Consider the following 15222-nt stretch of genomic DNA (forward strand, 5'->3'; position numbering starts at 1 on the left):
TTTTAGAGGTTTTAAATATCTCAATGGTTTGTCGTATTCTATTGTCATTTTAGGGTTTCTTAAATTGTGTACAACGTGTTTGTATAAGATTAGTTGCGTGTTTTAAGCACTAAAGTTAGCAAATAAATCACAGTTAGAAAGTCCGCGAGGACTTTCGTAAGTAGGCTAGAACTAGCAATTAATTTTATACGGTGTTGGCAATAGTTATTTTTCTTTTTTATAATTCAGTTTATTCAATTTCCTCAATTCCTTTTTGTCAACATTTTTCAGTATTTGGTTTCTGTCACAAAGTCCAGTTACAAAATCAAATTCGTTTTTTGTTTTAGAAGAAAAGTAATTAGACTTTCTCGCATAAACTAAATAAGATTTTCCTAATTCAAATTTATATCCGCAACTTGCTCCACTTGCTTTAGATACGATTTCAATAATTTCTTTTTCAATTTTTCCTTTAATAGTTTTCGTGATTTCAAACTTGTAAATGATTGGGTCAGCAGAAGATTTCAGTCTTGCTTTATTCACGATTTCTATTTCAACAACTTTTCCGCTTATAATTAAATCAGCTTCAGTAAATGCTTTTTCAACCTTTTTAGATAAAGATTCGCTCGTTTCAATACAACTACAAGCGTAAGTTTCGGTAATTGAGAAAATGAAGAATAATATCAGTAAGAATGTTTTTTTCATATTCGTGAGTTTAATTATTGCCAACGGTCTCGGCTATGATTTCGGCCTGGAAAATCCGGTAGGATTTTTCGGTTTAGAAATCGAGCCATATTAAAAGTAGGGAATATTCTTTGTGCTAACTAGGGAAGGCTGAATTATAGCCATTGTTGTGTGGCGTTTTTATTCCGTCCATTTTTTTATTCTTTCCATATTAAAACTTATTCTTCGCGAATGCATTCCTTTTTGGTCAATTCTATCGAGTTCTCTAAATAATGATTTTATTGATTTTAAGAATTCGAGGATATCAAACTCTTCGTATAGTGGTTTTGGATTATAGTTATCGGGCTTAATATTCTTGAAAAACTCAGTTAAATCTTTGCTTTTATTATGAATAATTTTATTTCTCCATCTTATTAAACCCTTAATTTCTCCCCAAAAGTTTAAACTCTTATCAATTCCCTGCCCCGATATCAGTCTGGGAATCAAAACAATCTTACTTGCTAGATTTAACTTTTCAATATGACTCTCAGTGTATTGTTGTCCAAGTGCTACCGCAGATAACTCAAAAAAATATGACTCTAAAAATGCACCCAAAAAAATAACAATCTTAATTGTTTCTTTTACTATTGAATTTTCAAATTCATTTATTTTTTCTTGTTCTTTATAGACTTTAAAATTATCGGCTTCAACATGCCCTTTCTTCTTGAGCATCTCAAATTCTTCTTTTAACGATTCAAATTTTAAAAAGCTGTCTATAGCAATCTCCAAAAGAGTATCATGGTGGAAATATCCAATTCTTGAATACATTCTAAAGTCTTCATCCATATTTGGGACTGGTTTTGAATGACACACAACGGTCTCGGCTATGATTTCGTTGCGGAAAAATCCGCAGGATTCTTTCCGCCGTAGCCGAAAGATAGCAAATAAGCGTTGAATTCCGATTAGGAATTCAACCGCAATGAATTATAGCCATTGTTGCCAGTAGTGCTTTATTTTTTATAAGTTGTTTTCCATCTCAATATATATTTTTCCGTTTAAAGGAATAAACGATGTTTTTGCATAATGGTCTGAAAAAGTTATTTTTTGTAATTCGTAAATTTTATTAGCGTCCACTTTGTCCCAATAGTTTAGTGGAATGGTTTCTATAATTCCAAAAATCATTTCGTCTCCGTCTTCACATCTTGTATCTATATGGTGCTTTTTAGGAACAAAATCGAGTGAAAAGTCCAATTTTCCATTTTTCTTAAAGTATTTCCATTCTCCAACTCTGTAATAATAGAAAGCTCGGAAAGCTCCGCCCATTCCACAGTCGATAAAAGAGCTTATTTTATAATTTCCTTCTGATGATAAAATTCCGTCCGAGTCGTATTCTTTCCAAAGTCCGCATTTTATATCACTAACATTGTCTTTTGAAACTGCCATTTTTCCAATTCCGCTTACAGTTCCGTTTTTGTTTTTGAGTTCAACAAGTTTGTCTTTGTCGGGAAGTCCATTTTCAAGTTCGCCATAAATTTTGTCGTCCTGAATGTAAATCCGACTTTCGTGAAGATTTTTGGTTCCGCAACCAAATGTCAAAATGATTAATATAAATGTTATCGCTTTGTTCATTTTCGCATTACTGGCAACTTGTTTATATAAGTATGTTTATTCTGTTTATTAATCCATTATGGATAGCTAAGCTGAAGTTTTTAGATTTTTTATTCAGCTTATTTTCATTAAAACATAGAATAATTCATACAATATTTAAATCTAATACAATTTTATAAATTATCAAAAGGGTTTTTTATATTTCGAATACTGGTTTCACTTACATGTGTGTAAATCATTGTAGTTTTTGGGCTACTATGCCCTAATAAAGTTTGTATGTACCTTATATCTGTTCCGTTTTCGAGTAAATGTGTAGGAAAACTATGGCGTAAAGTATGCAACGTAATAGGTTTGGTAATGTTGGCTTTTTTAGCTGCTTTTTTTAAAATATTTTGTGCACTAGAAGTACTATACAAACCACTAGATTGTCCTTCAAATAGATAATCTTTTGGTTTATATGTTTTGTAGTATAAACGTAGTAATCCTAAAAATTTTGGAGAAAGTAAAGTATATCTGTCCTTTATACCTTTAGCAGATTTTATATGTATAAGCATACGTTTACTATCAATATCTGTAATTCTTAACTGTAATGCTTCTCCAATGCGTAATCCTGAAGAATAAATTAAAGTAAGTAGAGTTCTATGCTTTAAATCTATAATGCTATCTAACAAGTTTTTTATTTCAGTATTACTTAAAACTTCGGGTAGTTTTTTAGGTTTTTTTGGGCGCTCAATTTCAAAATTTGATAACAACACACCTTTATAGTCTAAATATTTTTTAATACCATTAATACATTGATTTTGGTAAGAAATAGATTTATTAGGCCTTACTATAAAATCATAATTAAACTGCTCAATTAATCTTGTACTTACAGGGTTTTGTTTAAGTTGTACATATCTTAAAAAGAATGAGGTTACTTCGAAATAAGTGTTTACTGTATTGGTGCTAAGTCGTTTTTGTTGCATCCATTTTTTAAATTTTTCTAATTCTTTTTGTTGAACTTCTAATAAAACAGGTAGTTTAAGAGTATTAATGTCTTCTTTGTTTTTTTTCGTTTGTACCTTTTTAGATGCTAGTGCACTATAATTTACATACCAATTTTTATGTCTTAATGCTTTATATAACTTTTGTTTATTTAAAAAGGTATTGGCTATATAAAATGTTTTATGTGTTTTACTCCAGCACACACCTTCAATAGCATTAATGTAGTTTTTTACATCAAGATTAAACTCAAAATTAATGGAAATAACGTGTTGATTTTTATGAATTAAAGGGAATAGTGTTATGACCATAAAATGATTTTAAAGTACTAATTTATATACAAATGTAAATAAAAAAGCCTGTTTCAAATTAAGAAACAGGCTTTATGAATTATAGATTAATAAAAGAATTACTCTTCTTTCTTATCTCCTCTAGGGTGTCTATCGTCACGTCTGTTATCACGTCCGCGATTATCTCTACCTCTGTTATCACGTCCACCACGGTTGTTATCTCTTGGTGGTCTTTCAACATAACCTTCTGGTTTTGGTAAAATAGCTTTTCTAGATACTTTTTCTTTACGAGTACGTTTATCTATACCAAAGTACTTTACATCAAAAACATCACCCATGTTTACAACATCGGATACATTTTCTGTACGTTCCCATGCTAATTCACTAACGTGTAATAACACTTCGTTTCCTGGAGCTTCAACATACTCAACAACAGCACCAAAATCTAGCATTTTAATAACTTTTACTTCGTAAACGCTACCAACTTCAGGCTTAAATAATAAAGAATCTATTTTTGCCATAACAGCATCAATACCTTTACTACCAACACCTAAAATTTCAACAATACCTTCTTCAGTAACAGGATCTTCATTAATAACGATAGTTGTCTCAGTTTCTTTTTGCATTTCTTGAATTACTTTTCCACCAGGACCAATTAAAGCACCGATAAATTCATTAGGAATACGTCTTGAAACCATAGTAGGAGCATGATCTTTAACTTCTGCATTAGGTGTTTCAATAGTTTCAGTAATCTTACCTAAAATATGTAAACGACCATCACGAGCTTGTTTTAAAGCATTTACAAGAATCTCGTATGACAATCCTTTTACTTTAATATCCATTTGGCAAGCTGTAATACCATCTGCAGTACCAGTAACTTTAAAGTCCATATCTCCTAAGTGATCTTCATCACCTAAAATATCAGATAACACAGCGTATTTTCCAGAATCAGCATCCGAGATTAACCCCATTGCAATACCAGAAACAGGTTTCTTTAATTGAACCCCAGCATCCATCATGGCCATGGTTCCAGCACAAACTGTTGCCATAGAAGACGAACCGTTAGATTCTAAAATCTCAGAAACTACACGTACAGTATAAGGGCAATCTTCAGGAACCATACCTTTTAAAGCACGTTGTGCTAAATTACCATGTCCTACCTCACGACGCGATGTTCCTCGAATAGGTCTTGCTTCACCCGTAGAAAAAGGAGGGAAGTTATAGTGTAAATAGAAACGCTCTTCACCTTCGTAAGATGGCATATCTATTTGGTTGGCTTCTCTACTTGTACCTAAAGTAACTGTAGCCAAAGCTTGAGTTTCCCCACGTGTAAATATTGAAGACCCATGTGTAGAAGGCAAATAATCAACCTCACACCAAATTGGTCTAATTTCATCAGTTTTTCTACCATCTAAACGTAAACCTTCATTTAAAGTTAAATCTCTAACAGCCGCTTTTTCAGCTTTAGAGTAGTATTTAGAAATTAATCCACCAAAATCTTCTTGCTCTTCTTCAGAGAAAGATGCTTTAATTTCTTCTTTAATTTCACCAAATGCAGCGCTACGTTCATGCTTTGCAGAACCTGCTTGTGCTACAGCATATACTTTGTCGTATGCCATGTCGTGGATTTTCTGAGCTAAATCAGCATCTTCACGTTCTGGCTCATATTCACGTACTTCTTTTTTACCGAAAGCTTCAGCTAATTTTACTTGAGCAGCACATTGTACTTTAATAGCCTCGTGTGCAAACTTAATTGCTTCAGTCATTTCTTCTTCAGAAATCTCATCCATTTCACCCTCTACCATCATTACTGAATCAGCAGAAGCGCCAATCATCATATCGATGTCAGACTCTTCTAATTGCGCACGTGTTGGGTTAATAACGAATTCTCCATTAACTCGACCAACTCTAGCTTCAGAGATTGGACACTCAAAAGGAAAATCTGATAATTGAATAGCAGCAGAAGCCGCTAAACCTGCCATAGCATCTGGCATAACATCATCGTCATGAGACATTAATTGAATCATCACTTGAGTTTCAGAATGGTAATCTTTTGGGAATAACGGGCGTAAAACACGGTCTACTAAACGCATTGTTAAAACCTCACCATCACTCGGTCTAGCTTCTCTTTTAAAGAAACCACCAGGATAACGTCCTGCAGCAGCAAATTTCTCTCTGTAATCTACCGTTAATGGTAAAAAGTCAACATCTGCTTGTTTGTAATTGGAAACAACTGTACATAATAACATACATTTTCCAGATTGCACAACAACACTACCATGTGCTTGTTTTGCTAATTTTCCGGTTTCAATAGAAATCTCTCTACCGTCACCAAGGTCAATAACCTCTTTAAAAACTTTTGGAATCATAAATTTTTTCTTGTAATTCAAGCATAAAACTGCTCAAATCATGTTAAACAATGGTCGTTGTGTTGTGTAGTTGTTGTGTGTGTGACCAATGAAAAACCTTTAGTCCCGAACTCGTTTCGGGATCTAGCTTCTTCTATTTTTGTCATTGCGAGTCACGCTTTTCTTTTTCGTGATGTGGCAATCTGCTCCTTTTGGAAAGATTACCACGTCGTTACCTCCTCGTAATGACGTCGTAACGTATTTAAATTATTTTGGCGTTACCCCAAAAAGGGTCGGGCTTTCCGCTATATCTTTTTGCGAAGCGTCCCTAACTTGTTTCAGGATCTCATCCAGTTAAGATAAACTAGTTGTAAATTTACTAATTTGTCTTTTAAAGTTCGCAAAAAGGATGCCGCTGCAATCCCTAACGCAAAAAATAAAAAACCACGCGAAAAGCGTGGTCTTTTATTTTTTAAGATTATTTTCTTAATCCTAATTCTTTTACTATCGCACGGTATCTTAAGATATCCTTCTTAGTTAAATAGTCAAGTAAAGCTCGACGCTTACCTACTAATTTTACTAAAGAACGCTCTGTATTATAATCTTTACGATTCTTTTTTAAGTGTTCAGTTAAGTGATTAATTCGTTGCGTGAATAATGCAATTTGCCCTTCAGCACTACCGGTATCGTTTTTTCCTTTACCGTGTTTTGCAAACATTTCTTGTTTTGCTTCTTTTGATAAATACATGCTAATATTGTTGTAAATGATTTTTATGTATACGAAAGCCTTTCTTTCGAGCGGCAAATATAGCATCTTTTTTGTATTTAATTGTTTTTTTATGTAACTTTTACATTGATTTTTAAAGTACCTCCCTAGGGTAACTATTTATTGGCTTTTAATTGAATAATATGAAGTTCACTTGCCCATGAAGTCTCTTTTCTCAAAAAAAAGCTTTCCAGATTCTTACGACTCCTTAGAAAAAATCTTCAATAATACTTATAACGGTATAGCCATATTAACACTAGATGGCGATTGGATTAAGGTTAATGATAGTTTATGTGATATGCTTGGGTATACCAATCACGAACTTTATAACATGTCGATAGATAATATTGTTTTTAGAGACGATTTGGGCGTGCATCTAAAAAAATACGAACGATTAATGCAGGGGAATATTGATAGATATCGTGTTATGCAACGTTATTTTCATAAGGATGGTTCTGTTATCTGGTTTTTAATATCGGTTTCGTTAATATCTGCAATAGATGGTAAGCCAACTCAAATGATTTGGCAATTTTCTGATATTACGAGTAGAAAGTTAAACCAAGATAAACTCAAACTAATGCTTAGAGTAGTTAGAGAACAGAATGAAAGGCTGTCTTCATTCGCAGATATTATAACACACAATTTGCGTTCACACTCTGGGAATTTATCAATTGTAAAAGGGTTTTTAGAGGACGAGTTCTCTTGGTTGAAGGATAACGAAAACTTTGAATTACTTACAAAAGCCATAGATAATCTTGAAGAAACCGTATCTCATTTAACAGAAGTTGCAAAAATTAAAACTGTAGAAACCAATGCATTGGAATCTCTAAATATATACGATTATGTTGAAAAGGCTATTTATAATATAGCAGCAGTTGCAAGAAATACTGATACTGAAATTATAAATGATGTTGATGAAGGATTATCTATTAAAGGTGTACCAGCTTATGTGGATAGTATTATACTTAATTTTTTAACTAATGCCATAAAATATAGGTCGGATAATAGAAAACCTCAAATAAAACTGACAACACAAATTGAAGGTAATTATGTTATTTTTAGAATAGCTGATAACGGGATGGGTATAGATTTAAAGATGTATGGCGACAAATTATTTCAATTATATAAAACCTTTCATACGAATAGAGATTCAATTGGACTAGGACTTTTCATAACTAAAAACCATATCGAATCTATGGGAGGTAAAGTGGAGGTAACTAGTGAAGTAGATGTTGGTACCGAATTTTGTGTGTATTTTAAAAGCGCATAAAAAAAGCGAGCCAAATAGCTCGCTTTTTTTTATTCTCGTAAAGGTTGATTCATTATTAAATCTAAATATTGATTCACTTTATCTTTTAAATCTTTTCGAAGTGTTATAAAATCTAGAAAACCATGTTCTAGAAGGAATTCTGAGGTTTGGAAACCTTCAGGCAATTCTTTACCTGTTGTGTCTCGAACAATTCTTGGGCCTGCAAATCCTATTAAAGCTCCTGGTTCGCTAATATTAATATCGCCTAACATGGCAAAGGATGCTGTTGTTCCTCCTGTTGTTGGGTCTGTACATAATGAGATATACGGTAAGCCTGCATCGGCTAATTGTGCCAATTTAACAGACGTTTTAGCGAGTTGCATTAAAGATAAGGCAGCCTCCATCATGCGAGCACCTCCTGATTTTGAAATTACCATTAATGGTAATTTCTTTTTTAAAGCATAATCTGCAGCTCTAGCAATTTTCTCTCCTACAACACTACCCATAGAGCCACCAATGAATGCAAAATCCATGCAAGCAACAACTAAATCTTTGCCTTTTGATTTTCCAACGGCTGTTCTTACAGCATCTTTTAATTTTGTTTTACTTTGCGCTGCTTTTAAACGTTCAGGATATTTTTTTGTGTCCTCAAATTTAAGAGGGTCTTTAGATTCTAAGTTGGCATCTAATTCTTTAAATTTATTATCGTCAAAAAGAATCTCGAAATATTCTTTACTGCCAATTCTCACATGGTATCCATCTTCTGGACTTACGTAAAAATTTTGTTCTAATTCTTCGGTGTCAACAATTTTACCTGTAGGAGACTTGTACCAAAGCCCCTTGGGCGTGTCTTTTTTCTCTTCAGTTTTTGTTGTAATTCCTTTTGTTTTTCTTTTAAACCAAGACATAATGCTTTGAGATTTTAGATTTTCAATTTACGATTTTAGACTCAAATTATCAGATGAATCGATAAATTGCGTTAAGGATTGAGGCATTTGTTGAAGCTCTCCCAATTTTTATTGGGAAGCGACTGCCGAAAGCCTGACCACAAAATTAAACCTTTTTTTAATTTTGTGGTAACGCCTAAATGATTTTATTTGATTGTGTTTTTGTAACTATTTGTTTTTTAGAGTTATAAATAAAAGAGGTTCTGTTTTAAGCAGAACCTCTTTTATTTTGTTGTAGTAAATTACTTTAAACTATAGTGTATTTACATTATTTAAATCTTCAAACGCCTTTTTTAAACGCGTAACAAATGTTTTTTCACCTTCACGTAGCCAAACACGAGGGTCGTAATATTTTTTATTTGGAACATCTTCACCATCAGGATTTCCAATTTGAGATTTTAAATACTCTGCTTTAGTGCCCATATAATCTCTAATACCACTCATGAAAGCATATTGTAAATCGGTGTCGATATTCATTTTAATAACTCCATAGCTAATACCTTCGCGAATTTCTTCAACAGTTGAGCCAGATCCACCATGAAATACAAAATCAATATGATTATGCTCAACGCCGTATTTTTTAGTGATATATTCTTGAGAGTTCTTTAAAATTTTTGGTGTTAATTTTACGTTTCCAGGTTTGTAAACACCATGAACGTTACCAAAGGCTGCAGCAATTGTAAATCTAGGACTTACTTTACTTAACTCTTCGTATGCATAAGCAACCTCTTCTGGTTGTGTATATAATTTGGAGTCATCAACATCTGTATTGTCTACACCATCTTCTTCACCACCAGTAATACCTAATTCTATTTCTAATGTCATGTCCATTTTAGACATTCTTTCAAGGTATTGTTTACAAATGTCTATGTTCTCTTCTATAGATTCTTCAGAAAGATCAATCATATGAGAACTGAATAACGACTTACCAGTTTCTTTATAGTGTATTTCACTAGCGTCTAATAAACCATCTATCCAAGGCAATAATTTTTTTGCGCAATGATCTGTATGTAAAATAACTGTAACACCGTAAGCTTCTGCTAATGTATGGACATGTTTTGCTCCAGCAACGGCACCAGCTATAGCAGCTTTTTGCCCATCATTACTCAATCCTTTTCCAGCATTAAACTGAGCGCCACCGTTTGAAAATTGTATGATTACAGGAGCATTTAAGTCTCTTGCGGTTTCTAAAACTCCATTTATAGTATCTGATCCTATTACATTAACTGCGGGTAGGGCATAACCGTTTGCCTTAGCATGATTAAAAATAGCTTGAACTTCGTCTCCTGTAGCTACTCCCGGTTTTATATTATGTGCCATTGTATTTATTTAAAATGATTAATAATTTATTGAGAATCAAAAGTAATGATTTTTTAAGTAATTACTGGTTGTTTTTGAGTACGATACGACTAAATATGGACTAAAACGTTATAGCTGATATTGAAAAAGACTTAGAATGGATAGTTGATACCTATGTTGTAAATAGCATTAGCAAAATTGTAGTCATTAAACCATCTGTTTTCATCTCTGTAAGATGGGTCGTAGGTTTTAAAGCCAACATCAAACCTGAAAATGAAAAAACTAAAGTCGTAGCGTAATCCAAAGCCAGAACCAACAGCAATATCTTCTAGCGATTTAAAACTTGAAAATGTGGCTCTATCATCTTCAACATTATCTAAAACATTCCATATGTTTCCAGCATCAACAAAGAGTGCACCGTTAAGGTCTCCAAAAATATTAAAGCGTTGTTCTGCACTAAAAGCAATTTTTAAATTTGCTTCGTTGAATTCGTTTGTGGTTTCAGAGCTTCCTGGGCCAAGGTTGTAGGCTGTCCAAGCACGATTATCGTTTGGTCCTCCACCAAAGAAACTCTTCGCAAAAGGAATACTGTTTGAGTTACCATAGGGTATTGCTATGCCAAAAAATGCACGTGTTGCTAGTACATTTTTCTTTCCTAAATCCCAGTGTTTTATATAGTCAAATTCTGTTTTTACATATTGTGAAAAAGCTACATCTAACAGCTCATAACGTCCATCATTGTCTTTTTTAAGACCTAAAATTTTTGAAGTTGTAGCTAGTAAGTTTCCTGCCAATTCAAGTTTAAAACGAAATATAGAAAAATCGTTATCAAACAGATTCGTTCTTTGGTCTTTAGTAAAACTAAAACTTGAAGATAAAATAAGGTTGTTTTCTGTTAATCTATCTTGACGTTCAGCAATGTTATTTATAGTTTGTCTTTGAGTAGATGAAATTTCGTTTGGTGTGGGATTATCTAAGGCATAATCAATAAATGCATCAGCACCATCTGGAATATCTAAGTTCTCTGTAGTGAAACCTACATCTTTAGCAATTTGATTTAATGAGTTAAAAGAATTATTGTAAACATTAAAATAATTGTTAGTATTTAAGTTTCTAACATATTGTACGTTAAATACATCAAGTTGGTTTGTTACTTTTTTACTTGGAAACCAGTTGTAGCTAAAATTCCCGCTTAAGGTTTGCTTGTCTAAACCAATATTTGTTTGACTTGTTGCTGCTAATCCAATACGCGTGCTTGGAGACATGTATTTAGGGATGATATTCTCAGTATAAAAAGGAGAGAAAATCCTTGGGATAGTAAGTCTTAAGTCTGCCCCAAATTCATTAATATCGAAGAAAGGGTCGTTATCTTCTCTAAGGTCATCAGAAGCTCCAATTGACGCAATTCCTGATATTTCAAGTGTTTCTGCTCCTCTAAAAACATTTCGAATTTTTAAACTTGGATTTAGTGAAAAACCAACTGTTTGAATATCACTTGTAGACACATCAGTTCTAAAACCCAAACTAAACTTTTTAAGTGGTGTTAATCTGATAGTATCTGTTAATGTGTTGTCAGGATTCTCTATATATTCAATATTTGGGTATTTAAAAGTTCTAAGCTCGTTTATATATCTATATGTTCTTGTTCTATCAATATCTCGAAAAACTTGTCCTGGAGCTATAAACATAGCATCTGTTATTGCTTTTGGACGAAAACGCATATCTCCATAACTATATATTTTGTAGCCACCATAGGAAATAGAATCTTTAAATGGTTTGTTTCGGTTTTCAAAGGTGTAGTCTGTTATGATATTAACATCATTAATAGTATATACTTTAAAGGGTTCGCGCCTTATAGAATCTGGAGTTCTTATTGCTCTATTTTGAATTTTCAGACTAATATTAACTTTTTTATTTGTGCCTATGGTATCCATTTCAAAAGTGATGTAATCTTGATTGAAATGATACACCCCAGAGTTTCTAAGTTCGGAAGATATTCTATCCCGCTCTTGTTCAAAGTTAGAAGTTCTATACTGTTGTCCTGCCTGTATCAGAGTGTTTTTTTTGATATTCTGATATAAAGAATCTACAATTGGTGATTTTATAGTTTCTATTATCGAATCAATTAAAAAGGCTTGTTTGGTTTCAATATTATATTTTATTTCTGCTCGTTTGTTATCTTTTTTTTCAATATCATAATTCGCTTCAACATCAAACCAACCATTGTTAATATAGTAATCTTTGATACGTCTAACCGATCGTTTGCTTTTATTTTCGCTCAGAATAACTGGAGCTTCACCAGTTTTTTTAAGCCAGTTATTAAAACCTACAGCAGATTGTTTTAGTTTGTCAACTTGTTTTTTTGAATACCTGCGGATAAATCGTGCTTTTCGTTTAGGATTTTTATTCAACCAAGCGTTAAAAAGAGAATCTCTGTTTGGTCGGGCTGTGTTGTATATGTGCAGTCTAAGCGGAACACCAGCTATTTTTCTATTTGGTTTTTGATAGAGTAAATTGTTTATGGTCTCAGTGTTATTGTTTTTACCATTAACAGTTACTGATGTTTTTGTTAGTAAATGTTCATCTTCAGTAACTCTCTTAACAACATCACAAGAGTATAAAACGATTGTGAAAAATATGAAAACTGATATTTTTGTAAGTTGTTTTTTCAAATTCACCCTAATTTGCTAAACGCTAATTTTTAAAAGATTGGTTTGGTTAAAAATATCCCGTTTCCAGAATCAAAAATACATTTTTTTACTCTTAAAATATATTTAAATAAACAGTCTCTTAGCTTATCTTATCAATAATTTCTTTTCTTTATAAAAAATTAATCAAAGTTGCATGCTTTCTAAAAGTCAAATCAAATTAATAACGAGTTTAAAGCAAAAAAAATATAGACAACAACATGGTTTTTTTGTTGTTGAAGGTGTAAAAACTATAACTGAGCTTTTAAACTCTAATTTAAAGCTTCATAAGTTATATAGTACAGAGTCATTCAATATTAATGCCAAAGATGAGGTTATAATTTCAGATTCTGATTTAAAACGCATTAGTTACTTAAAAACGCCTAACAAGGCGTTGGCTATTTTTAAAATGCCAACACAGAAATCTATTGAAAAAACAGGTTTAATTGTGGCGCTAGATGCTATTAGAGATCCAGGTAATCTGGGAACTATTATTAGGTTATGCGATTGGTTTGGAGTAAAAGAATTGGTGTGTAATATAGAGACTGTAGACTGTTATAACCCTAAAGTAATTCAAGCTACTATGGGATCCATAACACGAGTTAATGTGTCTTATGTTGATTTGGAAGTTTTTCTCAAGGAAATAGAAGTGCCAGTTTTTGGAGCCTTTATGGAAGGGCAGAATGTTTACAGTAAAGCTTTACCAGAACAAGGGGTTCTTGTAATGGGTAACGAAGCTAATGGGGTTTCAAAACAAATAGAGTCTATAGTTACTGAAAAAGTATCTATACCAAGATTTGGAGATTTGCAGGCTACAGAGAGTTTAAATGTAGCAACTGCAACAGCTATTTTGCTGAGTGAATTCAGACGACAATAAATTGATTTATTGAAACGTAAAGTTAATAAATACGCCCCGTGTTTGCATGTTGGCAATATTGGTTGTCCAAGGGCTATTTGGATCGTTATCTCTAACCAACTCGTCGTTTATACCAAAAAGACCACGAATTGAAGGCGTAAACTTAAAGTTATACAAGTAAAAATCTATACCAAAACCAATCTCATAAAAAAGAGAATTTCTTGTGCTTCTAAATTGTCCGTTACTATTGTCTTCAGGGTTGTCTTCGTTACTTGATAAATTTAATGCTGTAGAAAAACCACCAATAATAAACGGTTTAAAGTTATTGATGCGCTTTGTTGAAACTTTGATGAGTAATGGAATATGAACGTAAGTAGATTTCACTTCTCTAATAAGGTCTGACGCTTTAGTGTCAGGAACACCTTGAAACCACTCTTGGCTATAGTAGAGTTCTCTGGTTGTAATAAGCAAACCAGGTTCTAAACGTAAATCAATAAAACTATTAACACGTAAATTACCAATTAAACCAACACTGAATCCTGGACTTTTCTTTACATAAATGTCACGCAAGTCATCATTATAATCAAAATTAAAGTCATAACTATTAATTCCTAAAAAATACCCCCAACGCAGTAAATTGTTATCAGTAGAACCTCGTCCTTGATTTGCATCATAAGTTACTTTTTCTTTTTTAAAAAGCTGAGCACTAGATGTTTCAATGATAAATAAAAATGATAATAATGCAAAAAAGTATTTCATACGATTACTTAGACGATTTATAAATGGTTGCCACACCCATAGTTTGTGGAAAATCTTCAACATTAATAAACCCAATTTTACGTAAAATATTGTTTAGAGCTTCACCATAAGGAAAAACGGAAGCCGATTCGCACAGATATTTGTACGCGCTCCTATCTTTTGAAAAGGCTTTTCCAATAAGTGGTAGTATGTTTTTGGTGTAAAAATTATAGCCTTGTTTATATGGTGTTTTTGTTGGTACTGAGGTTTCTAGAATTACAAAAGAGCCACCAGGTTTAAGTACACGGTGTATTTCTTTTAGACCATTTTCTAATGTTTCAAAATTTCTAACACCAAAGGCCACGGTTATAGCATCAAAAGTATCATCTTCAAAAGGCATGTTTTCAGAATCTCCTAAAACCATTTCAATTTTAGAGTCTAAATTCTTTTTCTTAATTTTTTCTTTACCAATTTCCAGCATGCCACTACTTATGTCTAAACCAATAATTTTTGAGGCATTAGTTTCAGCAAGGTTTATGGCTAAATCACCTGTTCCTGTAGCAATATCTAAAATGGTATCGGGATTAAGATCTTTAACCATTTTTACTACCTTTTTACGCCATTTTATATCTATTCCAAAAGAAATTACGCGGTTTAATCCATCATAATCTTTAGAAATAGTATCAAACATTTGGGTAACCTGCTCTTTTTTACCTAAATCACTGTTTTTGTATGGTTTTACTTTTGACAAATTCGAAATTTTTTGGCAAATATAAGCTAATATGAAAGCAATACATAAAGCTATTCTAAATTA

At 32.6% G+C, this 15222-nt stretch carries 13 protein-coding genes; 2 read left to right on the top strand and 11 right to left on the bottom strand.

The features are described from left to right. Window positions 1-204: 204 nt before the first annotated feature. The 6 genes from Q0772_RS13960 to rpsO form a co-directional block, all read right to left on the bottom strand. The gene (locus Q0772_RS13960) at window positions 205-681 is read right to left on the bottom strand and encodes a hypothetical protein (RefSeq protein ID WP_298346077.1); all 477 of its coding nucleotides are present in this window, start codon (window positions 679-681) and stop codon (window positions 205-207) included. A gap of 159 nt (window positions 682-840) precedes the next feature. Beyond that, a complete protein-coding gene (locus Q0772_RS13965) occupies window positions 841-1485 on the bottom strand; it encodes a hypothetical protein (RefSeq protein ID WP_298346079.1) in 645 nt (214 codons plus the stop codon). Between the two features lie 171 nt (window positions 1486-1656). After that, window positions 1657-2235: a hypothetical protein gene (locus Q0772_RS13970; RefSeq protein WP_298346081.1), complete on the bottom strand. Its 579-nt coding sequence runs from the start codon at window positions 2233-2235 to the stop codon at window positions 1657-1659. A gap of 185 nt (window positions 2236-2420) precedes the next feature. Further along, a complete protein-coding gene (locus Q0772_RS13975; protein ID WP_298346083.1) occupies window positions 2421-3539 on the bottom strand; it encodes a tyrosine-type recombinase/integrase in 1119 nt (372 codons plus the stop codon). A gap of 98 nt (window positions 3540-3637) precedes the next feature. Next, window positions 3638-5887: a polyribonucleotide nucleotidyltransferase gene (locus Q0772_RS13980; protein ID WP_298346085.1), complete on the bottom strand. Its 2250-nt coding sequence runs from the start codon at window positions 5885-5887 to the stop codon at window positions 3638-3640. A 457-nt stretch (window positions 5888-6344) separates the two neighbouring features. Next, window positions 6345-6614, bottom strand: a complete 270-nt coding sequence (rpsO, locus tag Q0772_RS13985) for a 30S ribosomal protein S15 (RefSeq protein WP_298346087.1) — start codon at window positions 6612-6614, stop codon at window positions 6345-6347. Window positions 6615-6792: 178 nt separating this feature from the next. On the opposite strand from rpsO, the gene Q0772_RS13990 reads away from it, so the two are divergent. After that, a complete protein-coding gene (locus Q0772_RS13990) occupies window positions 6793-7902 on the top strand; it encodes a sensor histidine kinase (protein ID WP_298346089.1) in 1110 nt (369 codons plus the stop codon). A gap of 29 nt (window positions 7903-7931) precedes the next feature. On the opposite strand, the gene accD is transcribed toward Q0772_RS13990, so the two are convergent. The 3 genes from accD to Q0772_RS14005 all read right to left on the bottom strand — a co-directional run bounded on the left by accD (window position 7932) and on the right by Q0772_RS14005 (window position 12805). Further along, complete coding sequence (gene accD / locus Q0772_RS13995) at window positions 7932-8789, bottom strand: acetyl-CoA carboxylase, carboxyltransferase subunit beta (RefSeq protein WP_298346091.1); 858 nt, start codon at window positions 8787-8789, stop codon at window positions 7932-7934. 291 nt (window positions 8790-9080) lie between these two features. Continuing rightward, window positions 9081-10148, bottom strand: a complete 1068-nt coding sequence (gene fbaA, locus Q0772_RS14000; protein WP_298346093.1) for a class II fructose-bisphosphate aldolase — start codon at window positions 10146-10148, stop codon at window positions 9081-9083. Window positions 10149-10279: 131 nt separating this feature from the next. Further along, window positions 10280-12805 carry a BamA/TamA family outer membrane protein gene (locus Q0772_RS14005; protein ID WP_366105819.1) on the bottom strand — a complete coding sequence of 842 codons (2526 nt, stop codon included), beginning with the start codon at window positions 12803-12805 and terminating at the stop codon, window positions 10280-10282. A gap of 166 nt (window positions 12806-12971) precedes the next feature. Here Q0772_RS14005 and Q0772_RS14010 point away from each other — a divergent pair, with 166 nt between their 5' ends. Then, entirely contained in the window at window positions 12972-13691 is a 720-nt protein-coding gene (locus Q0772_RS14010) for an RNA methyltransferase (RefSeq protein WP_298346098.1), read from the top strand. Between the two features lie 6 nt (window positions 13692-13697). Here Q0772_RS14010 and Q0772_RS14015 read toward each other — a convergent pair whose 3' ends face one another. Further along, on the bottom strand, window positions 13698-14429 hold the full coding sequence (locus Q0772_RS14015) for a porin family protein (RefSeq protein WP_298346100.1): 732 nt from the start codon (window positions 14427-14429) through the stop codon (window positions 13698-13700). A 4-nt stretch (window positions 14430-14433) separates the two neighbouring features. After that, window positions 14434-15159: a bifunctional demethylmenaquinone methyltransferase/2-methoxy-6-polyprenyl-1,4-benzoquinol methylase UbiE gene (ubiE, locus tag Q0772_RS14020; protein WP_298346102.1), complete on the bottom strand. Its 726-nt coding sequence runs from the start codon at window positions 15157-15159 to the stop codon at window positions 14434-14436. Window positions 15160-15222 lie beyond the last annotated feature (63 nt).

The organism is uncultured Algibacter sp., assembly GCF_947490405.1.
Taxonomy (GTDB): domain Bacteria; phylum Bacteroidota; class Bacteroidia; order Flavobacteriales; family Flavobacteriaceae; genus Algibacter_B.